Annotated in this window: 19 protein-coding genes; 2 read left to right on the top strand and 17 right to left on the bottom strand. The window is 41.8% G+C overall.

All coding sequences use genetic code 11. From position 1 onward, the window contains the following. Positions 1-6 precede the first annotated feature (6 nt). The 10 genes from emrA to nrdH form a co-directional block, all read right to left on the bottom strand. Positions 7-1,188 (bottom strand): multidrug efflux MFS transporter periplasmic adaptor subunit EmrA, encoded by a 1,182-nt coding sequence (gene emrA / locus AC3Z9T_RS07365; protein WP_490125540.1) that lies wholly within the window; start codon positions 1,186-1,188, stop codon positions 7-9. A 216-nt stretch (positions 1,189-1,404) separates the two neighbouring features. Continuing rightward, the gene (mprA, locus tag AC3Z9T_RS07360) at positions 1,405-1,932 is read right to left on the bottom strand and encodes a transcriptional repressor MprA (RefSeq protein ID WP_490125539.1); all 528 of its coding nucleotides are present in this window, start codon (positions 1,930-1,932) and stop codon (positions 1,405-1,407) included. Positions 1,933-2,589: 657 nt separating this feature from the next. Further along, on the bottom strand, positions 2,590-3,789 hold the full coding sequence (locus tag AC3Z9T_RS07355; protein ID WP_490125538.1) for an MFS transporter: 1,200 nt from the start codon (positions 3,787-3,789) through the stop codon (positions 2,590-2,592). Between the two features lie 207 nt (positions 3,790-3,996). Next, positions 3,997-4,995: a glycine betaine/L-proline ABC transporter substrate-binding protein ProX gene (gene proX, locus AC3Z9T_RS07350; protein WP_490125537.1), complete on the bottom strand. Its 999-nt coding sequence runs from the start codon at positions 4,993-4,995 to the stop codon at positions 3,997-3,999. Positions 4,996-5,229: 234 nt separating this feature from the next. Continuing rightward, positions 5,230-6,351, bottom strand: a complete 1,122-nt coding sequence (gene proW / locus AC3Z9T_RS07345; protein WP_490125536.1) for a glycine betaine/L-proline ABC transporter permease ProW — start codon at positions 6,349-6,351, stop codon at positions 5,230-5,232. After that, positions 6,341-7,543, bottom strand: coding sequence for a glycine betaine/L-proline ABC transporter ATP-binding protein ProV (gene proV, locus AC3Z9T_RS07340; RefSeq protein WP_490125535.1), 1,203 nt, complete (start codon positions 7,541-7,543; stop codon positions 6,341-6,343). Before proV ends, proW begins: the two co-directional genes overlap by 11 nt. Before the next feature lie 698 nt (positions 7,544-8,241). Continuing rightward, positions 8,242-9,207, bottom strand: coding sequence for a class 1b ribonucleoside-diphosphate reductase subunit beta (nrdF, locus tag AC3Z9T_RS07335; protein WP_490125534.1), 966 nt, complete (start codon positions 9,205-9,207; stop codon positions 8,242-8,244). Between the two features lie 13 nt (positions 9,208-9,220). Next, entirely contained in the window at positions 9,221-11,353 is a 2,133-nt protein-coding gene (gene nrdE, locus AC3Z9T_RS07330) for a class 1b ribonucleoside-diphosphate reductase subunit alpha (RefSeq protein WP_490125533.1), read from the bottom strand. Positions 11,354-11,363: 10 nt separating this feature from the next. Then, on the bottom strand, positions 11,364-11,777 hold the full coding sequence (nrdI, locus tag AC3Z9T_RS07325) for a class Ib ribonucleoside-diphosphate reductase assembly flavoprotein NrdI (protein ID WP_490125532.1): 414 nt from the start codon (positions 11,775-11,777) through the stop codon (positions 11,364-11,366). Positions 11,778-11,786: 9 nt separating this feature from the next. Then, positions 11,787-12,014 carry a glutaredoxin-like protein NrdH gene (nrdH, locus tag AC3Z9T_RS07320; RefSeq protein ID WP_490125531.1) on the bottom strand — a complete coding sequence of 76 codons (228 nt, stop codon included), beginning with the start codon at positions 12,012-12,014 and terminating at the stop codon, positions 11,787-11,789. Between the two features lie 290 nt (positions 12,015-12,304). Between nrdH and AC3Z9T_RS07315 the strand changes: the two genes are divergently transcribed. Continuing rightward, positions 12,305-12,775: a methylated-DNA--[protein]-cysteine S-methyltransferase gene (locus AC3Z9T_RS07315; RefSeq protein WP_490125530.1), complete on the top strand. Its 471-nt coding sequence runs from the start codon at positions 12,305-12,307 to the stop codon at positions 12,773-12,775. A gap of 207 nt (positions 12,776-12,982) precedes the next feature. Then, positions 12,983-13,192: a transcription antiterminator/RNA stability regulator CspE gene (gene cspE / locus AC3Z9T_RS07310; RefSeq protein WP_014657708.1), complete on the top strand. Its 210-nt coding sequence runs from the start codon at positions 12,983-12,985 to the stop codon at positions 13,190-13,192. A gap of 164 nt (positions 13,193-13,356) precedes the next feature. On the opposite strand, the gene lipA is transcribed toward cspE, so the two are convergent. The 7 genes from lipA to mrdA all read right to left on the bottom strand — a co-directional run bounded on the left by lipA (position 13,357) and on the right by mrdA (position 20,980). Beyond that, entirely contained in the window at positions 13,357-14,322 is a 966-nt protein-coding gene (lipA, locus tag AC3Z9T_RS07305; protein WP_490125529.1) for a lipoyl synthase, read from the bottom strand. Positions 14,323-14,436: 114 nt separating this feature from the next. Then, a complete protein-coding gene (lipB, locus tag AC3Z9T_RS07300) occupies positions 14,437-15,066 on the bottom strand; it encodes a lipoyl(octanoyl) transferase LipB (RefSeq protein ID WP_490125528.1) in 630 nt (209 codons plus the stop codon). Between the two features lie 172 nt (positions 15,067-15,238). Beyond that, positions 15,239-15,502 carry a DUF493 family protein YbeD gene (gene ybeD / locus AC3Z9T_RS07295; protein ID WP_070925076.1) on the bottom strand — a complete coding sequence of 88 codons (264 nt, stop codon included), beginning with the start codon at positions 15,500-15,502 and terminating at the stop codon, positions 15,239-15,241. A 101-nt stretch (positions 15,503-15,603) separates the two neighbouring features. Continuing rightward, on the bottom strand, positions 15,604-16,815 hold the full coding sequence (gene dacA, locus AC3Z9T_RS07290; RefSeq protein ID WP_490125527.1) for a D-alanyl-D-alanine carboxypeptidase DacA: 1,212 nt from the start codon (positions 16,813-16,815) through the stop codon (positions 15,604-15,606). Positions 16,816-16,986: 171 nt separating this feature from the next. Next, positions 16,987-17,961, bottom strand: coding sequence for an endolytic peptidoglycan transglycosylase RlpA (gene rlpA / locus AC3Z9T_RS07285; protein ID WP_490125526.1), 975 nt, complete (start codon positions 17,959-17,961; stop codon positions 16,987-16,989). Positions 17,962-17,973: 12 nt separating this feature from the next. After that, positions 17,974-19,086 (bottom strand): peptidoglycan glycosyltransferase MrdB, encoded by a 1,113-nt coding sequence (mrdB, locus tag AC3Z9T_RS07280; protein WP_490125525.1) that lies wholly within the window; start codon positions 19,084-19,086, stop codon positions 17,974-17,976. Between the two features lie 4 nt (positions 19,087-19,090). Then, positions 19,091-20,980 carry a peptidoglycan DD-transpeptidase MrdA gene (mrdA, locus tag AC3Z9T_RS07275; protein ID WP_490125524.1) on the bottom strand — a complete coding sequence of 630 codons (1,890 nt, stop codon included), beginning with the start codon at positions 20,978-20,980 and terminating at the stop codon, positions 19,091-19,093.

Here is a 20,980-nt window from a genome sequence, read left to right as displayed (position 1 = left end):
CTCAGATTATTTGTTTCCAGAGTTATTATTAATAATCTCAGTAACTATTTTGTCTGCAGGAGACATATCAATAGCGAGTGCAGATGTGTGGTAAGCAGGCGCTTCGCGCATACCTTTCGCTAGCACTTTGCCATCTTTATTCAGTGTATCTACAGTGACTTCAGTGGATAAGCCTAGACGTAATGGGTACTGTTCTAACTGAGTAGGTTCAAGTGCGACACGGACAGGCAGGCGTTGTACCACTTTGATCCAGTTACCGGTCGCATTTTGTGCTGGAAGTAAAGAGAAGGCGCTGCCGGTTCCCATATCTAACCCCACGACAGTGCCATTAAAAACAATGTCTTTACCATAGAAATCGGTAGTTACTTTAGCAGGTTGCCCTATACGCATATCAGCAAGTTGAGTTTCTTTAAAGTTAGCGTCGATCCACATACCTTCAGAGGGAACAATAGCCATGAGTGGGGTTGCAGTGGTGATTTGTGAACCAACCTGAACACTACGGCGTGAAACATAACCATCAACAGGGCTAACAATTTTTGTTCGTTGGAGTGCAAGCCATGCATTTCTAACTTCTGTTGCAGCTTGTTCAACGGCAGGTTGTTTGGATAATGGGGTATTTAACACAATGGCATTATTGGCATTTAGCTGCTCAATAGCGACATCTAAAGCTGCTTTTGCGCTGACAACGGCTTCCCGGGCATGTTGTAGCTCTTCTTTACCAATTAAATTGCTGTTTCCAAGGACCTCACGACGCTTTAAGTCGTTCTGTAAGCTGACTAATTCAGAGCGCTTCATGTCAATATTCGCTTGGTATTGGCGGCTATTAACGATCTGCTGGTGGGATTGGCGTACACTGTTTGCTAAAGTCGTTTGCGCTTTTTCAAAGGCGAGCTGTGCATCTCTCGGGTCTAGTTCAACAAGGACAGTACCACTTTTGACAAAATCAGTGTTATCAACATTGACGGTCATGACACTGCCGGAGATTTGTGACTGTATCTGTACCTGATTGCCTGCAACGTAAGCATTATCGGTTGACTCGTAATGGCGTAGGACAAGGAACCAGTAAACCGCCGAGCCAATACCAATAGCAACAAATAACAAGGTGAGAAGTGCTAAAGCATTTCTGCGTTGTCTTTTTTTATTGCGCTGAGGTTGTTGTGTAGGTTGCATTTCCTCGTGGGCACTCATACAGGTGTTTCTCCGCTCATCGGCATTTTTGATCACGAATGTTCCCAGTAGTTAACGCTAACCACTGGAAACTGGGACGACAATTGATATTGCTTGATGGGATATCGTAAGCACAAGGTAGAAAGGATAACGAAATCTCTCAGACAGAAAAGTCTTTTTTCGCCTTTTGGCATATAAATGCCTCAAATACATTATCCACACTAATACAGAGGGTTATTATTGCTGAGTATAATCTCTTACTGTATCTAGCTTTAAAAGCAACTTACGCATCAATTTATTCAGTTGCTGCTGTTCATCAATATCCAGTACAGACCAGATATCTTTTAAAGCAGTGTGCTGAGGAGGGAGTAGCCCACCTAAAAATTCAGAACCTTTTTCAGTGAGATGAAGATGTAGGCAACGGCGATCGTTATGGCTTTCTTTGCGTTCAATCCAGCCGTTTTTTTCAAGTTCATCGGCGATGCGAGTTGCATTGGTACGTGAAGAACCTAAAGCAGCACTCAGCTCAGAAGGTTGGATGCTACGACTGTCTTTTGTATCAAGGATCATCAGTGCCATAAATAGCGTTTCGTTAATTCCTTGTGCTTTGAGCATATTGTTACGAGACTCAAGCAACTTGCCATGAACATGCATGCATAGGCGAGTTAGAAGGATCTCCTGATAGGGAATAGGGCTGTTATGTGAATCTTGCTGTGCGACACGAGCATTAAGTAGCTCTTCTGTCGGAGTAAATGAACTTTCCATTATTTGGATACCTTATTAGTTTCAGTTGGTAAGATTACAACTGTCATCAACCATCTAAATGGTATATCAAAAGTCAAAATTAGCAATTGTAGTTAATTGATACCATCAAATTTATTTTGATAATGATACATAATTCATAAATTTTATGAATGTAATTTACTTGGGTTAGTATAGCGTAGTGATGTTTTTCTGCTTTTTAATTTATTTTATTCTAATAAAATCATGGTGTTGATTTATTTCATTAACGGATAATTGCCGAGTAAAACAAAATAAAATCATGTAATTAGAATACATAACTACTCATGTAATTGTACTTTTGAGATGTTTGTAACGCTTTCATCTACTCGGTAAGTATAGCCACATCAAAATCAAATCACTGCCAACTATGCAATTTTATAATAATAACCCATATAAATTGTATTATAACCTCATGTTAAGGCATACCATTTGTTTAACTGTGTCATCTGATGATTTTTGCCTATGTAACTATTGCAAAATTAAACCATCTTTAAAAATTTGTGATTTGGTGTTTGATCAGAGAGGAAAAATAGTGGTCTTGAGAGAGCCAATCAAGCTCAAATAGATTATGTTATCTGATGATTACTGTGATAAATCATTGAAAGTGACAAATAATAGCCACTCTCAATGATTAGTTTTTTATTCATCTGATGGGTATACGATTGGATCGAAGCGGATACCAATTACCCAGATAATCAGACTAATTATACACAGAATAGCCCCAGACACTGCGACTCCTTCCCATCCTGCTTTTTCATAGGCATAGCCAGAAAGTAATGATCCGAATGCTCCACCGATAAAATAGCTGGTCATATAACCTGCTGTTAGACGATTACGTGCTTCAGGTAAAATACGGTATAGGGTACTTTGGTTAGTGACGTGTACGCCTTGTACGGCAAGATCAAGGACTAAGATGCCAATAATGAAGGCAATCAGTGACTCTTTTGCAAAGCCAATGGGTATCCATGAAAGTAGCAACAAAATCAAACCAATTGTGGTGACTCGCTTGCCTTTGCCTTTATCAACCAAATGCCCCGCTTGGGAAGCCATTAATGCACCGGCTGCTCCCACTAATCCAAATAGGCCAATTGTGCCCTCTGAATAGCTAAAAGGTTGGTTAGCTAGGAGGAATGCCATTGCTGTCCAAAGGAGTGCGAAGTTGGCAAAAATAAGTGCTCCGAGTAATGCACGAACGGCAAGTACTGGCGTTCCACAAAACAAACGTACAATCGAAAATAACAATTGAAAATAATTGAGATTAGTTTTTTGATGATAACGTGGAAGTTTCAATGCGAGCACTATAATCAATAGGATCAGTAACCCAAAAGCAACCCAATAGATGGCTCTCCATCCCCCTACCATTGCAACCGCGCCTGAGACGGTCCTTGCGAGTAGAATTCCCAGTAATAGGCCACTCATAATGATGCCAACCGCTTTTCCTCTTTGATGAGGCTTGGCTAAGCTTGCCGCCATTGGGATCAATATTTGTGCAACAACAGAAAACAATCCTGTTAGTGCGGTGCCTAATAATATTTGCCACACATTATTTGATAATGCGGTAATAAGTAAGCCAATAGCAGACAGCAATGTCATGGTTAAAATAAGGCGTTTGCGTTCAAAAATATCGCCAAGCGGTACTAAAAAAAGTAGACCTACTGCATAGCCTAATTGTGCCGCAGTGACAATAAACCCTGCCATATTAGTGGTTAAATTAAATTGAGAGGCGATAGTTTCCAGAAGGGGTTGTGCGTAGTAGTTGCTTGCAACAACCAAACCTGTCGCGACAGCCATCAAAACGACCAACCCCGTCGTCAGTTCTGCCTGTGTAGCCTTATTCATGTGTTATCTACTCGTTATTGATTGGGTTGATGTTATTGGCTGTCATTATAAGCTGCTTTTATAATTGGTGTGGGGGATTTTATTGATGATGAACATCGAAATTAATGAATGAAGCCACCGGTTAGGTGGCTTCAGGTTGTCAGGTTGTTGACGAAGCGGGATAAAAACGTGGTTTTTCCTACTCCGTGTTATTAGCAGAAAATCAACTTATTTTTCAGCGGCTTTGCGCGCCTCGTTAACCCAGCCATCAAAGGTGGATTGATGTGCCTTGATCCAAGCATCGGTGTGGCGGCGAATATCGGCTTGTGACGCTTCGCCATTATGCATTCTCAAGTTCTGTGCGTTGATATCTGCAATTGGCAATTTCATGATTTCAAATAGTTTTGCTGCCGCAGGGTTATCCGCTGCCCATTTTTTGTTGGCAGCAATATGCATCGTATTTGGTGGGAAACCATAGTTTTTGCCATTTGGTAACGCAGTATCGATTTTTTCACCGTCAGGCATTGAAGAGAAAGGTACTTCTAACCAAACGACATCACGACCCGGTTTAAGCACATCACTGATCCAATAGGGTGTCCACGTATAATAAAGGATTGGTTTGCCTTCTTTATAACGCGTGATGGTATCCGCCATCATTGCTGCGTAGTTTCCTTGGTTATGCTCAACCGTTTTTTCGAGATCATAAGCTTTTAAATGATTATTGATTGCAGCTTCACATCCCCAGCCGGGGTTACAACCCGTTAGGTCGGCTTTGCCATTGCCGTTAGTATCGAACAATTTGGCGATTTTGGGATCTTTTAATTGTGCAACATTGGTGATGTGATATTTATCTGCGGTTTTCTTATCGATCAGATAACCTTGTGCCGCATTGACCACATAATTGCCTTGGCGATAAAAGGCTTTGTCACCACCAGCCGCATTATACTGTGCATCATGAAGTGGTACCCAACTCACGGCTAGGTAAGTTGCATCGCCATTGGCAATCGACGCATAGGCAACGTTGTAATCGACTTCTTTGATCGGTTCGACTTCATAGCCTAGCTTCTCTAGGGCTTTCGCGACGAGTAAGGTTTGAAATGTCTCTTCACTAATCGTACTTTGCACTGGTGTGACTTTAACCCCTTTACCGGGCAAATCTTGCGCATTAGCAAATGGAACGGCAAGTAAGGCTGTCAGGGCTGTTGCCAATAGTATTGGTTTTTTCATTATTGATACCTCTATTTGTCGCATTTGGCTTGCCTTGGCAAGCGAAGAGCCAATAACTGGCTCTAAGATTGTTGACAAAGCGGGATAAAAGCGTGGTTTTTCCCACTTTGTGTTCTCAGCTGAAAATCAATGAATTGATTTTCCTAGTTTATTTTCAAAATCTATTCGACTTGCTGCCAAACATAGATGTTTGGCAGCAGTCTGAGAGCCATTTCATGGCTCTATCGGATGAGTTTATTTTTTAGAAAATGGGCGAGTGATCAGGCCAATAGGGCCTTGTTGATACCAACGCGTAGCAACTTTACTGCGCGTATTTTTTCCAAGCGATTGTGTTAAACGGTCAAGGACAATGGCGAGTACGACGATGCCAACACCACCAACAGATGCCAGTCCCATATCAAGACGACCGATGCCACGTAATACCATTTGGCCTAAACCTCCAACAGCGATCATGGAGGCAATGACGACCATTGAAAGTGCTAGCATCAAGGTTTGGTTGACCCCTGCCATTATTGTTGGCATGGCTAAGGGTAACTGCACTTTGAACAGCAATTGACGCGGGCTAGCACCGAATGATTCAGCGGCCTCAATCAAATCAGCAGGCACTTGTTTAATACCTAAAATGGTTAATCGAATAATTGGCGGTAAGGCAAAAATAATGGTGACAACAACCCCTGGCACGTTACCAATCCCAAACAGCATGACAATAGGTACTAAGTAAACAAATGCAGGTGTTGTTTGCATGGCATCAAGGAATGGCCTAATGACGCTGGCGGCTTTGTCACTGCGCGCAAGCCATATCCCTAATGGTAGCCCTATTATCAAACAGAAAAGTAAGGCGGTAAGTACTAACGACAATGTGACCATGGCTTCGGACCAAGCACCAATGGCGCCGATGATAATCATCGACACAAAGGTTGCTACGCCCATGGCGCGTCCTGCTAGTTGCCATGCAATCAATGCAAATAAAATAATGGCAACAGGTGATGGAAGAGAGGTTAAAAATTGCTCAAACCCACTCAGGATGAAATCAATTGGTACGCGGATCCCCTGAAAAATAGGGCGAAAATGCAGTACGATCCAATCAATCGCATGGGTGACCCATGAATCAAGTGGGATCAGTGTGTGCTGGAAGGGATCCATTATGTTGAAGTGCTCTGGTGCAACAGTATCTGTTGGTGCGGCACTCAGCCAATCACTGCTTCCAGCATCACCTGATGTTGTGGTATCCGTTGCACTACCCCAAGGGTCACTCCCTGTATCAGGTGTATCTTGTTGCTGTGGCGCATCATTAGTTTGCGTATCTGCCCACGGATCTTGCTGTTCGGTCTTGTGTTCGCTTGTGTTATTGCTCATTAGGTGTCTCCTTATCCAGTGCCTGTAACAACATTCCTTTGGATATCACACCAAGGTAGCGGTTCTTTTCATTGATAACAGGAACGGCGCAAGGGGCTTGTGCAACAGTTGAAATGACTTCATTCAGTGGCGTATCCCCTTGGATTGGCTCTAGTGTGGAAATAACAGCAGCTTCAATGCCTTGTTTATCATGTAAGGCTTTTTCGAGGGATTCGACGGATACAACACCCGCAAAGGTATGCCCTCGAGAAATTAAATAGCCGTGGCTGCGATCCTCATCATTCAACACTTTAAGGGCTGAACGAGGGCCAAAGCCGGGCGCGATGTGTAATAATGCATCCGGCCTTCTACGTGCAATATCTTTAGCGCTAAAGACTTGGCTAATATCCACACCACGGAAAAAGGTTTTAACGTAATCGTTAGCAGGGTTGTTGAGGATTTCATCTGGTGTGCCGGTTTGCACCACCACCCCACCTTGCATGATGGCAATACGGTCACCAATACGCATCGCTTCATCAAGATCATGCGAGATAAATACAATCGTGCGTTGTTTGTCGCCTTGTAACGATAATAATTCATCTTGCATTTCAGTCCGGATCAGAGGATCGAGAGCGGAAAAAGCTTCATCCATTAACAAAATATCGGGGTCATTAGCCAGTGCTCGGGCGAGGCCGATGCGCTGTCTCATACCGCCTGAAAGTTCATCAGGGTAAGATGCTGCCCATTTTTCAAGATTGACTTGGCGTAAGGCATCCATGGCTTTTTCGTGACGCTGCTCTTTGGACATGCCAGAGAGCTCCATACCAAAGGCGGTATTATCGAGCACATTCATATGTGGCATCAGTGCAAAGGATTGAAACACCATACTGATTTTAGTACGCCTGACTTGGCGTAATGCCTTATCAGAAATATTGGAGATATCTTCTCCGTCAATGAGGACTTGGCCGCTGGTAGGCTCTATCAGGCGATTGAGAAGGCGCACTAAGGTCGATTTTCCAGAACCAGATAGTCCCATAACAACAAAGATTTCGCCTTCTTCAATGGCCAGATTGGCATCTTGAACACCGACGGTTAAGCCAGTTTTTTCAAAGATATCATCCTTATTCATTCCTGACTCTAAAAGTTTAAATGCTTGATCAGGATGTTCCCCAAAAATTTTATATAAATTTTTAACTTCTAATTTTATTGGCATATAATAATTACCCATTATTTCAATTAGCAAATCATTCAGGTTGTTTATTTGCGTGGCCTAATGATAGGCCCACTCATGTTCGAATGCTTACTTCTGTAATTGGTTGAAAGTATTCAGGGTAGATATTCCTATTATTTTCACGGTGAATTTAATTAATTATGATTGAAATTGAATAACTCCATTTAAAATTATTAGAAAAACAAACAAGCAATATAACCTAGCATAATAAATCGAGCTGACAACCCTTGGTTAAGGACTATTAATCAAAAAAATGGAATGAATATTGATGAATTCTTTAAAAGAATTGTATTTTTAGCTTCTTCAATATTGATAATGAAATATTATTATTTGATTAACTAACGTTATGTTGAGATTGAATTTATCCAGAAAATGAGCATCGAATTATCATTGTTAATGAAAATAGAAGAGTGTGAATTATAACAGTTAGCTAAATTTTAGGATAAACTTGCAATAAAATTCAAAAAAAAGCCACAAGCATAAATAAAATTTATTTATTTATATGGTAAAATAGAAGGTTTGTAGCTTGCTTGCCTAATGAATATGTTAAAAATAAAGGATTGAACAGTAAAATTTGTAAGCAAGTATGGGTATTGAATGTGATTTATCTATCAGTAAACCCACTGAATGTGAAGTGACCCCATATAGTGGGTTTACTGATTATCAGTTAATTAAATTGATTAGAAATCCCAATCATCATCTTCTGTGCTTACAGCTTTGCCTATAATATAAGAGGAACCTGAACCAGAGAAGAAATCATGATTTTCGTTTGCATCAGGCGAAAGTGCCGATAATATTGCAGGGCTGACGTCAGTCACCACATCAGGGAATAATGCCTCATAACCTAAATTCATTAATGCTTTATTTGCATTATAATGAAGGAACTTTTTGACATCTTCTGTCCAGCCTACGGAGTCATATAATTCTTGGGTATATTTAACTTCGTTTTCATATAAATCAAAAAGCAGAGCGAAGGCAAAGTCCTTAATTTCTGCCTGTGTATTGGTATCATAGGCTAATAATGACTTTTGAAATTTATATCCAATATAATAGCCATGGATTGCTTCATCACGAATAATGAGTCGTATCAAGTCAGCTGTATTGGTTAATTTCCCTCGACTGGACCAGTACATAGGCAAATAGAAGCCTGAGTAGAATAAAAATGACTCCAAAAAGACACTGGCTATTTTTTTCTTTAATGGGTGTGTATCACAATAATAAGACAGAATGATTTTTGCTTTATTCTGTAATGCCTTATTTTCTTCACTCCAACGATAAGCATCATCAACATCAGCAGTAGAGCAAAGCGTTGAAAAAATAGAACTATAGGAGCGCGCATGTACCGCTTCCATAAAACTGACATTCGATAAGACCGCTTCTTCATGCGGAGTGAGCGCATCTTCCATTAAACAAGGTGCGCCAACGGTGTTTTGAATGGTATCAAGTAGCGTCAAGCCAGTAAAAACACGAATGGTCAACTGTTGTTCCGCTTTGGTCAGTGTGCCCCACGATGGCGTATCATTCGATAGTGGGATCTTTTCAGGTAACCAAAAGTTAGTGGTTAGGCGGTTCCACACTTCAAGATCTTTGTCATCTTCTATACGATTCCAATTGATCGCTTTAATGGGGGTTGTTGGATTTGTCATACTGATTGTCCTTTTAAAGCGTACATGAAACACATCCTTCAACTTCAGTGCCTTCAAGTGCAGTTTGGCGAAGTCGAATGTAATACAGGGTTTTTATACCTTTACGCCATGCGTAAATCTGTGCTCGGTTGATATCTCGCGTTGTTGCATCGTCTTTAAAAAATAGGGTAAGTGACAACCCCTGATCAACATGTTGAGTAGCAATAGCATAGGTATCGATAATTTTTTCAGGCCCGATTTGATAGGCATCTTGATAATATTCAAGGTTATCATTGGTCATAAAGGGGGCGGGGTAGTAAACACGACCAATTTTACCTTCTTTGCGGATCTCAATGCGAGAAACAATTGGGTGAATGCTTGAGGTTGAATTATTAATATAAGAAATTGACCCTGTCGGTGGAATGGCTTGCAAGTTTTGATTGTAAATACCATGCTCCATCACCGATTGCTTCAGCGATTGCCAATCTGTTTGCGTGGGAATTTCGATACCCGAACGTCGGAATAATTCCTGAACGGTTTGGGTTTTTGGTAACCAAGTTTCGTTGATATATTTATCAAAATAGTGGCCATTAGCGTATTGTGAGTGCTCAAAGCCTTTAAATGCTGCTTTACGTTCGATGGCTAATTGGTTAGAGGTTTTTAGTGCATGGTAAGCGACGGTGTAAAAGTAGAGGTTAGTAAAATCGAGAGCTTCTTCTGAGCCGTAGTAGATCTTTTCTCTCGCTAGGTAGCCATGCAAGTTCATCTGCCCAAGGCCAATGGCATGGGACTGATGATTGCCTTGCTCAATCGAAGGCACTGAGCGTATGTGGCTCATATCGGAAACCGCAGTGAGCGCTCTAACCGCAATGGCAATTGACTGAGCAAAATCAGGCGAATCCATGGTTTTGGCGATATTCATGGAACCTAAATTACAACTGATGTCTTTGCCGATCTCACGGTAGCTTAAATCGTCTTCATAGAGGCTAGGTTGGTTAACTTGTAAGATCTCAGAACACAAGTTACTCATGTTAATACGCCCTGCAATCGGGTTAGCTCGATTGGCGGTATCTTCGAATAAAATATAGGGATAGCCTGATTCAAATTGAATTTCAGCTAGGGTTTGGAAGAACTCCCTCGCGTTGATCTTGTATTTTTTGATAGCCTTGTTGTTGACCATTTCATGATATTTTTCAGTCACGCTGATTTCTGACATTGGCATGCCATACTCACGTTCAATATCATAAGGTGAAAACAGGTACATCTCTTTGTTTTCTTTAGCCAGCTGGAAAGTGATATCAGGGATCACTACACCCAGTGAGAGCGTTTTGATACGGATTTTTTCATCTGCATTTTCACGCTTAGTATCAAGAAAACGCATAATATCGGGGTGATGAGCGTGTAGGTATACAGCCCCCGCACCTTGCCGTGCGCCAAGTTGGTTAGCGTAGGAAAAAGCATCTTCGAGCATTTTCATAACAGGAACCACACCAGAAGATTGGTTCTCAATAAATTTTATTGGGGCACCTTGTTCACGCAAGTTGGTCATCAGGAATGCAACTCCGCCGCCACGCTTAGAGAGTTGCAATGCTGAGTTAACTGAACGGCCAATCGATTCCATGTTGTCTTCAATGCGCAGAAGAAAACATGAAACCAATTCACCACGCTGTTTTTTACCACAATTCAAGAAAGTTGGTGTTGCCGGTTGAAAGCGACCGCTGATCATTTCTTCAACCAAATGGCTAGCAAGTGATTGATTACCCTGCGCAAGGGTTAACGCCACCATACACACGCGATCTTCGTAACGCTCTAGATAGCGTTTGCCATCAAACGTTTTTAACGTATAACTTGTGTAATATTTAAACGCACCTAGAAAAGTTTGAAAGCGAAATTTGTGTGCATAGGCCTGTTTAAATAACTTTTTGATGAATGCAAAATCATATTGTTCGAGAACCTGAGCTTCGTAGTAGTTTTCGTTGACTAAAAAATCGAGTTTTTCTTTCAAGTCGTGAAAAAAAACGGTGTTTTGATTTACATGTTGGCGAAAATAGTGATGAGCCGCTTCTTTATCTTTTTCGAATTGGATTTCGCCTGCACTGTTATATAAGTTCAGCATGGCATTTAGCGCATGGTAGTCAACATGCGGGGTATTTTTTGTCTTTTCCATTGAACTCGCTCTAATGATGTTTTTGTTGCCAAAAAGCGTTTAGTCCGTCACGGACACGTTGAACATCGCGCTCCGTACCCAATAATTCAAAACGGTATAAATAGGGAACTTGGCATTTATTGGCGATGATATCCCCTGCAATGGCGAAAGCATCACCAAAATTGGTGTTACCCGCAGCGATAACACCCCGTATAAGTTGTCGGTTCGACTTGATATTAAGAAAACGGATCACTTCTTTTGGCACTGCACCGTTGGATCCACCCCCACCATAAGTTGGTAGTAGTAAAACGAAAGGCTTAGTGGCAATAATGCTATTTTGTTGTTCACCTATCGGTAAACGTGTCGCAGGTAGCCCGACTTTTTCAACAAAGCGATGGCAATTGCCAGAACGACTTGAAAAATAGACTAGTAGTTCCGTTTGCATGGTGATCCCCTAAACCAAAAGGCGGCTAATCATATCAGGACGAAAGCCAGACCAATGTTCTTGATCAGCGACAACAACGGGAACTTGTTGGTAGCCCAGCTGGCGGACAAATTGTAATGCGTCATCATCTTGTGTGAGGTCAATGACTTGATAAGGAATGTTTTTGCGCTCTAAGGCTTGGTAGGTTGCATTACATTGAACGCAGTTAGGTTTGCTGTAAATTGTGATAACGGCCATATTGAGTACCTATACATGTACTGAATACTATCAGTAGTGTGATGATTAGTATCTAAAGACTATATATAGATCTGATTTTTTTCAACCACACAATATCTAGTGGTTTTGAAATATTGAATGATAATTATTCTAATTATTGGCTAGGTGGTTATTTATGTTGGGAAATTAAATTTTGAGGATGTGAATGGTTCTGTTATCAAGTCTAAGAAAAAATATCATTGCCAAGTAGAAATAATACAGTTTATAACTGTATAAACGATCAGATAATTGCACGCTCTTAAGGGGATATTATGTATCATCAATATTTGGCTTCACCGGAGAAATTTCCAAAGCCGTGGGTTGAGATCACGGCTGATGATGAAGGGGTGACGAGTATCTATTTTGTTGAACAAAAAAGTCATCCAGAGCATAAGAATACGCATTCTGAGTTATGTGCTAAAGAACTAGAAGAATATTTCAAGCACAAACGCGAGGTGTTTACCGTAAAATTAAACCCTCATGGCACGGAGTTCCAAAAAAAAGTTTGGGCACATCTGTGTAGTATTCCTTTTGGTGAGCGCTGGAGCTACAAAGATCTCGCTTTAAAATTAGGTTCAGTGAATTATTGCCGCGCTGTTGGGATGGCAAATTCACGTAATCCAATCTCTTTGATTGTACCTTGTCACCGAGTTTTAGGTCATGATGGTAAACTTGTTGGTTACACCGGTGGATTAGATATAAAAGACTGGTTGCTTGCACATGAAAAGCAATCGTCCAAATAATTGCTTAATGTTAGTATTATTGTTTGGATTAATTGCTATAACAAAGAATAATTCATGCTCGATAAGAAATTTATCCCAATAAATAATATTTTTTTATACTTTTTATCAATTTTCGTGATCTAGGTTGTAGACAAGTAACTTATATATCTGATGTACTGAGCTCGACACTGATGGTGTGTCTATTTTTATTCTAAAGGTAATAATTTGATGTCTAAAGTTAAAGGTAACGTTAAGTGGTTCAACGAGTCTAAAGGTTTCGGTTTTATCACTCCAGAAGATGGCAGCAAAGATGTGTTTGTTCACTTTTCTGCTATTGCGAGCGAAGGTTTCAAAACCCTAGCGGAAGGTCAGAAAGTTGAATTTGAAATCACTGAAGGTGCTAAAGGCCCATCTGCTGTAAACGTTGTCTCTCTGTAATTTAAACAAATAGAAACGAACAGCCTCTAAACTCGCTCCAGTCATCTGGAGCGAGTTTTATTTTAAAGGTCATAATAAGTTGATTTCTCTAGTAAGGATGCTTAAATTGCGTCTGAGTAGCAAAAAGCCCCAATTAAGGGGCTTTGCTGAACTGAGATAGTGGCTTATTTAACTTCTTCACCTTTTGCTTGCAGATCAGCATGGTAAGAAGAACGAACAAACGGGCCGCAAGCCGCATGGGTAAAGCCCATTGCCATCGCTTCTTCTTTCATTTCGTCAAATTCAGCAGGACTAACATAGCGTTTAACGGGTAGATGGTGGCGGCTAGGCTGTAGGTACTGACCTAATGTGAGCATAGTGACACCATGGCGGCGTAAATCACGCATTACTTCAACAATCTCTGCATTTGTCTCACCCAAGCCAACCATTAAGCCTGATTTAGTTGGGATGTCAGGATGTGCTTCTTTAAATCTTTCTAGTAATTTTAAAGACCATTCGTAATTCGCACCTGGGCGAACTTGACGATAGATACGTGGCACGTTTTCTAGATTATGGTTAAACACATCAGGTGGCGTGGCAGTCAAAATATCTAATGCACGATCCATCCTTCCTCTAAAATCGGGAACCAGTGTTTCAATTTTGATGGTCTGATTTTTTTCGCGGATCGCACTAATACAATCGGCAAAGTGCTGAGCACCACCATCACGCAAGTCATCACGGTCAACTGAGGTAATAACGACATAACGTAGCGCCATATCTTTAATGGTTTGTGCCAACTTTACCGGCTCGTTAGCGTCAGGTGCATTAGGGCGGCCATGAGCAACGTCACAGAAAGGGCAGCGGCGCGTACAGATCGCACCGAGGATCATAAAGGTCGCCGTACCATGGTTAAAACACTCGGACAAGTTAGGGCAAGATGCCTCTTCACAAACAGAGTGCAGACCATTTTTACGCATCGCTGCTTTGATCCCTTGAATACGGGTTGAATCTGCTGGCAACCTAATTTTCATCCAGTCAGGTTTACGTAGAATTTCTTCACGTTCAGTGACGACGTTTTTAACAGGGATCAGCGCCATTTTGTCGGCGTCACGATATTTTATTCCGCGTTCTATCTGAATTGGTTTACTCATAGTTATACCGGTTCCAGTTGTTGATCGGATTAGTTGATTGCTGTATTTGGCGCAACGGAGCGGTGACTAATCCATTAAAATTTTTTTGAAAAATGTTAAAAAATTATAGCATTATTATTGAACAATATGAAATCCAAGTGTGTCACAGAACTGTTCAATTAGCACAGGCTGAATATCCTCAATGGTGACTTTAGGGATGAAATCACGAACTTGCGTCATTTTCAACTGTGCATAGCCGCAAGGGTTAATACGATTAAACGGTTCAAGATCCATATTAATATTTAATGCAAGCCCATGAAATGAGCAACCTTTACGGATCCGTAGCCCTAATGAACACACTTTATTGCCATCAATATACACACCCGGTGCATCAGGGCGCGGATATGCTTCAATTTGATAATATGCCAATGTTTTAACAACAGTGTCTTCGAGCGCGCTGACAAGCTCACGCACACCTAACTTATTGCGTTTAAGATCAAGCATCACATACATCACTTGCTGACCGGGGCCGTGATAGGTCACTTGGCCGCCTCTATCACTTTGGATCACAGGGATATCACCTGGCGCAAGAACATGTTCTGCTTTACCTGCTTGCCCTTGCGTGAATATAGGTGGGTGCTCAACCAGCCATAACTCATCGGAGGTATCTTTATCACGGTTTTCAGTGAACTGGTGCATGGCATCAGAAACGGTTTGATAAGGTGCTAGCCCTAATTGACGTACAATAATGGTTCGTGCTGACAATGTTTTAACATCCACATTAAAAATGTGCAGCTAGTATAACGCTGTAGGGGGGTTATCGCTAGTTCTGTTATGTTACCGAAATGTTATATTGGTAGGATTTTTAATATTATAAGTAATAAAAAACCGCACCCTATAACAGAGTACGGTCATTTTACATTTATAACAAGGTGGATTATAGAACCATTCTAACGCGTTCTAAAGCACCAAGTTCTTCATATAAGGTTTCGACTTGTTCAATGTGTGTTGCATTGATGGTAATCGAAACTGAGTGGTAATTGCCTTTGCTGCTTGGCTTCACATCTGGAGAATAGTCGCCCGGCGCATGACGTTGAACCACTTCAACGACTTCATCAACCAGCTCTGGTTCCGCAATTCCCATCACTTTGTAAGTGAATGAGCATGGGAACTCAAGTAGTTCATTTAATTTCGTTTTCATGGGGCGCTCCTAATAACAAAAATAGTGTTAAGAGATATATCACAATCTCTTAAACATTCAGATATACACTATATGGGGACAGTGTATATCTGATTCAAGGGTTAACCAAACCAACGATGGAACAGTAATTTAATATAGTCGATTAAACGGCTAAAGAAACCACCTTCTTCAACATCTTTAAGCACCACTAATGGACGCTGTTCGATGGTTTTCCCATCAAGTTGGAAGTTAATTGTACCAACCGCTTGTCCTTTTTTCAGTGGGGCTTCAAGCTCTTTATTGGTCACGTCATAACTGGCTTTTAAATCTTTTAAACGACCACGAGGGATAGTTAAAAAGAGATCTTCAGTGACCCCTAATTTAACCTTGTTTTCATCACCAAACCAAACTGGCTCCGATGCAAATTCAACTCCAGCTTGTAGTGGTTTGACTGTTTCATAAAAACGGAAGCCATAGGTCAGCAGCTTTTTGCTTTCTGCATCACGACCTTTCATGCTTTTTCCGCCCATAACAACTGAGATCAGACGCATATCGCCTTCAGTTGCAGACGCAACGAGGTTATAGCCAGCACCATTGGTATGGCCTGTTTTAATACCATCTACAGATAAGCTTTTATCCCACAATAACCCGTTACGGTTAGTTTGACGAATATTATTGAAGGTGAATTCTTTTTCTTTATAGATAGCATATTCTTCAGGAACATCACGGATCAAGGCTTGACCAATTAATGCCATGTCGCGTGCTGAACTATACTGACCATCTGCATCCAAGCCATGAACCGTTTGGAAATGGGTATTTTGTAACCCCAGTTTGCTTACATAGCCATTCATTAACTGAACAAAATTGGTTTGATCACCAGCAACATGATCAGCCATGGCGACACAAGCATCGTTACCTGATTGTAAGTTAATACCGCGTGTTAACTGAGATACGCTAACTCGGTCGCCCGGTTTTAGGAACATCAGCGATGAGCCTTTAAATACAGGGTTACCTGTTGCCCATGCATCTTCGTTAACCGTCACCATATCATTTGCGCCGATTTTACCTGACTTAATTGCCTGACCGATGACATAGCTGGTCATCATTTTTGTCAAACTCGCAGGATCACGGCGTTGATCAGCATTTTTCTCTGCAAGCACTTTACCTGAGTTATAGTCGATTAGAATATAAGCTTCAGCGTCAATGTCTGGTACCGCAGGAATTGGGCTGTTAGGGAATGGCTCACTTGCTTGTGCAAAATGACTGATGGTAAAAAGCAGTGCAGTACCCAGTAAGGTATTGCGAACAACACGTGATGGGGCAAAATTTTTCATGTTTTTATTGTTACATCCGGAATTCGGTTAACACAAGAAGGCGCAGTGTAGCAAAAATCGACTGATTGATTAATGCATGCGCCAATTTTTTACAATATTTTATACTTTCTGCACAGCAAATAGCAGCAGGTTACAAATACTTTTAACGTTTATAACTTGCCGCATCATTTATTAAGGCGCAACAACCATCGACGATTGATTTAACTCAGACTGAATGCGCCCTTGTAAATCAACGGCCTGCTGTCTATCAGCAAATGGCCCTAATTGAACACGATAAACATTATTGTATGGCTGCAAACGGCCTGGAACCCCAAACTTGTTTTTTAAGTTATCCAGCATTGTTTTGGCATTGTTTTGATTACCAATTGCACCAACTTGTACTAAATAGCCTCTTTCAGGTACCGCCGCCGCAGGGACCGCTTGTGGAGCTTCTGGTTGAGGTGCTTTTAAACTACTTTCAGGCACAACGGGTTCCATTGGGGCGCTAGGCTGTTGAACAGGTAATGAGTTTTCAGGTGCAGGTGCACTTTGCATGACTGGTGTACCCATTGGGCCTGCACCTAGCTGAGGTCGACCTGGAAGTGCATAGCTTTGTTTAACAAAATTCGAACCAACAGTACCAGGGCCTGATAATGAACCATCTTGAGCAACTTGAATCGCATCAATTTTGATCTTAGTCGTAGGCATCAAATTTAAGCGATCAGCAACGGCACGTGAAACAGCAATGCTTTTCCCTTGAGTATATGGGCCACGATCATTAATTCGAACTACCATCATGCGGCCATTCATCATGTTAGTGACACGTACATAACTTGGGATTGGTAATGTAGGGTGTGCCGCAGTTAACTCGATAGGGTTAACTCGTTCTCCAATTGCTGTCATGTTGCCAGCAGATTCAGAACCAAAAATAGAGGCGTAGCCAACCTGTGAAAATTGTGATGGGTCACGAATGATTTGATACTGTTGACCATTGCGTTGGTAGTCACTGTTAGCCGTTGGATGTAAAGGCTCATAATGAGGCTCTGCTCCAAGCACATCTTGCGCAGGCACAGCCGGTACATTAGTAGGCTGCTTTATGTTCTCTTCAGTGACGCAGCCACTGAGCAACGCGGCAGTGATACCAAGCATAATCCATTGAAAACGCATACTAAGCCTCTTTTATAAACTCTTGGAAAGAAATTTTCTGTGTGTATGGATAGACATGATAATACCGAATCCTGCCATTAACACAATCAGCGCAGAACCGCCATAACTGACGAGAGGGAGCGGTACGCCAACAACTGGCAATATACCACTCACCATACCAATATTAACAAATACATAAACAAAAAGGATCAGCATCAAGCCGCCAGCCATGACGCGACCAAAGGTATTTTGTGCACTAGCGGCGATATACAGGCCTCGCATGATCAGTAATAAGTACAGGCCAAGTAACACTAACACACCAATTAGGCCTAGCTCTTCAGATAAAACAGCAAAAATAAAGTCAGTATGGCGTTCAGGGAGGAACTCAAGCTGTGACTGTGTGCCATGCAGCCAACCTTTCCCCATTAAACCGCCGGACCCAATCGCAATTTTCGACTGAATGATATGATAGCCGGCACCGAGTGGATCCGTTTCAGGGTCGAGTAACATCATGACTCGAGTGCGCTGATAATCATGCATTAAGAAAAACCACAACAGGGGGATAAACGCGGCGAGGGCAGTGGCGGCGATGGTAATTAATCGCCAGCTCATACCGGCTAAAAATAGTACAAAAATACCCGATGCAGCGACTAAAATGGAAGTGCCTAAGTCAGGTTGTGCAGCAACCAACAGGGTTGGTAGGAAAATGAGGATCAGTGCAATAGCTGTGTTTTTCAATGATGGAGGGCACAAATCACGGTTCATGAAACGTGCTACCATGAGCGGGACCGCTATTTTAGCGATTTCAGAAGGCTGAAAACGAATAATACCCAGATCAAGCCAGCGCTGTGCGCCTTTACTGATTTGCCCAAAGACATCAACAAAGATCAGCAAAATAACGCAAAAAATATATAAATGAGGCGCAAGGTTTTCATAAAGGCGAGGAGGGATCTGCGCCATGATGATCATGGCAATAAAACCTGTAGCGATTTGCCCTAATTTTCGTTCCATCATCTCAGGATCTTGACCACTGGCACTCCACATAATGAATGCGCTGTAAGCCAATAACGCTAATATGATGAGCAGCATAGGCACATCAATGTGCAGACGCATTGAGAGTGATAATTTTTTCTTATCGTCTGTCATAATGTTATCGATCTTCCTCAGAACTTACCGCTGTGCTATTCACTTGGGTTTTATTATCACCTAACAGGACATGGTCAAATATTTGCCTAACAAGATCACCTACGGCGGGGCCTGCGCCGCCATTCTCTAAAATAATCGCCACGGCAACGGTAGGTTTATCATAAGGTGCATAAGCAATCATTAACTTATGATCACGTAAGTGCTCGGCCAGTTTGCTTGCATTATAGGTTTCATAACTAAATACCTGAGCTGTTCCCGATTTTGCCGCCGCTTTATAAGGCGTACCAATAAAACTACGTCGTCCCGTACCATTTGGCGCATTAGCTACACCATACATACCTTGTTTGGCAATCTCCCAGTAGCCAGAATGAATATCGCCAATTTGGGTGGTTCCTTTATCTTCATAAGGCACCATTGCATTGCCCAATTTGGTACCATATAACAGGTGTGGTGTTTTTACTTGGCCATCATTGATTAATGTCATTAAGGCTTTTGACATCTGAATTGGGGTTGCAGTCCAATAGCCTTGCCCGATGCCAACAGGGATGGTATCCCCTTGATACCAAGGTTTTTTATAACGTTTCTGTTTCCATTCACGGGTTGGCATGATCCCAGAACGTTCTTCAGCAAGATCAATACCAGTGTAGTCACCAAAACCAAATTTTGTCATCCAATCGGATAGTCTATCGATACCCATGTCATAGGCGACTTGATAGAAGAAGGTATCCGCAGACTCGATGATAGATTTAAGCACATTTAACTTACCGTGCCCCCAACGTTTCCAGTCACGATAACGTTTTTCAGAGCCGGGTAATTGCCACCAGCCTGGGTCAAAAATTGTCGTTGCTGGTGTGATGACTTTTTCACTTAGCGCTGCAACTGAAATAAATGGTTTTACGGTTGAAGCCGGCGGGTAGAGGCCCTGAGTTGTTCGGTTGATTAACGGTCGATCAGGGTTATTCAATAACGCCTGATAATCTTTGTTCGAGATACCGTTAACAAATAAGTTTGAGTCATAACTTGGATTCGATACCAGAGCTAAAATTTCACCGTTGCGAGGGTCCGTCACCACGACAGCCGCTCGGCTGGTGGTCAATAACTTTTCAATATAGGTTTGTAGCTCAAGATCGATAGTCAGGTAGATATCACGACCTGCTTGTGGCGGCTGCTCATGTAATTGGCGAATCACTCGACCACGGCTGTTGACTTCAACCTCTTCATAGCCAGTTTTGCCATGTAAAACATCTTCATAGTAGCGTTCGATACCTAACTTACCAATATCATGGCTTGCGGCGTAGTTAGGTAGTAACCCTTCTTTGTCGAGGCGTTCAACATCTTTATCGTTAATTTTAGCAACGTAGCCAATAACATGAGTCAATGCAGAGCCATAAGGGTATGAGCGGCGTTGATAGCTTTTGACTTCGAGTCCAGGGAAGCGGTATTGGTTTACCGCAAAGCGAGCGACCTGCACTTCGTCTAGCTGGGTTTTTAGGGCGATAGAGGTAAATCGGCGCGAACGTTTACGCTCTTTTTCAAAATTGGCAATGTCTTCATCGGTTAAACCAATGACATCGCGTAATTTATCGAGGGTATCTTGCAGGTTTTCAACTTTTTCAGGCACGATTTCCAGTTGGTAAAACGTACTATTTAACGCCAGTTGAGTACCATTACGATCATAGATAATTCCCCGACTTGGGGCAATGGGCACGAGTTTGATTCGATTATCATTCGATCTTGTTTGATAATCTTCATGGCGAACAACTTGTAAGTGATAAAGGTTCGTTACAAGAAGGGCTGATAGCAATACGATAACGCCAAACGCAATAAGGGCTCGGCGTATAAATAACATTGATTCAGCTGTATGGTCGCGAAAAGGGGTGCGTTGATTTTTCAT

It is taken from the genome of Providencia sp. 6390 (genome assembly GCF_058148425.1).
Note: the sequence above shows the minus strand (reverse complement) of the source record. Positions and strands in the feature narration are given on the sequence as shown.

Bases quoted from the DNA above. Each gene is read 5' to 3' on its own strand.
- emrA (WP_490125540.1), bottom strand. From the start codon at position 1,188: ATGAGTGCCCACGAGGAAATGCAACCTACACAACAACCTCAGCGCAAT.
- mprA (WP_490125539.1), bottom strand. From the start codon at position 1,932: ATGGAAAGTTCATTTACTCCGACAGAAGAGCTACTTAATGCTCGTGTC.
- AC3Z9T_RS07355 (WP_490125538.1), bottom strand. From the start codon at position 3,789: ATGAATAAGGCTACACAGGCAGAACTGACGACGGGGTTGGTCGTTTTG.
- proX (WP_490125537.1), bottom strand. From the start codon at position 4,995: ATGAAAAAACCAATACTATTGGCAACAGCCCTGACAGCCTTACTTGCC.
- proW (WP_490125536.1), bottom strand. From the start codon at position 6,351: ATGAGCAATAACACAAGCGAACACAAGACCGAACAGCAAGATCCGTGG.
- proV (WP_490125535.1), bottom strand. From the start codon at position 7,543: ATGCCAATAAAATTAGAAGTTAAAAATTTATATAAAATTTTTGGGGAA.
- nrdF (WP_490125534.1), bottom strand. From the start codon at position 9,207: ATGACAAATCCAACAACCCCCATTAAAGCGATCAATTGGAATCGTATA.
- nrdE (WP_490125533.1), bottom strand. From the start codon at position 11,353: ATGGAAAAGACAAAAAATACCCCGCATGTTGACTACCATGCGCTAAAT.
- nrdI (WP_490125532.1), bottom strand. From the start codon at position 11,777: ATGCAAACGGAACTACTAGTCTATTTTTCAAGTCGTTCTGGCAATTGC.
- nrdH (WP_490125531.1), bottom strand. From the start codon at position 12,014: ATGGCCGTTATCACAATTTACAGCAAACCTAACTGCGTTCAATGTAAT.
- AC3Z9T_RS07315 (WP_490125530.1), top strand. From the start codon at position 12,305: ATGTATCATCAATATTTGGCTTCACCGGAGAAATTTCCAAAGCCGTGG.
- cspE (WP_014657708.1), top strand. From the start codon at position 12,983: ATGTCTAAAGTTAAAGGTAACGTTAAGTGGTTCAACGAGTCTAAAGGT.
- lipA (WP_490125529.1), bottom strand. From the start codon at position 14,322: ATGAGTAAACCAATTCAGATAGAACGCGGAATAAAATATCGTGACGCC.
- ybeD (WP_070925076.1), bottom strand. From the start codon at position 15,502: ATGAAAACGAAATTAAATGAACTACTTGAGTTCCCATGCTCATTCACT.
- dacA (WP_490125527.1), bottom strand. From the start codon at position 16,815: ATGAAAAATTTTGCCCCATCACGTGTTGTTCGCAATACCTTACTGGGT.
- rlpA (WP_490125526.1), bottom strand. From the start codon at position 17,961: ATGCGTTTTCAATGGATTATGCTTGGTATCACTGCCGCGTTGCTCAGT.
- mrdB (WP_490125525.1), bottom strand. From the start codon at position 19,086: ATGACAGACGATAAGAAAAAATTATCACTCTCAATGCGTCTGCACATT.
- mrdA (WP_490125524.1), bottom strand. From the start codon at position 20,980: ATGAAAAATCAACGCACCCCTTTTCGCGACCATACAGCTGAATCAATG.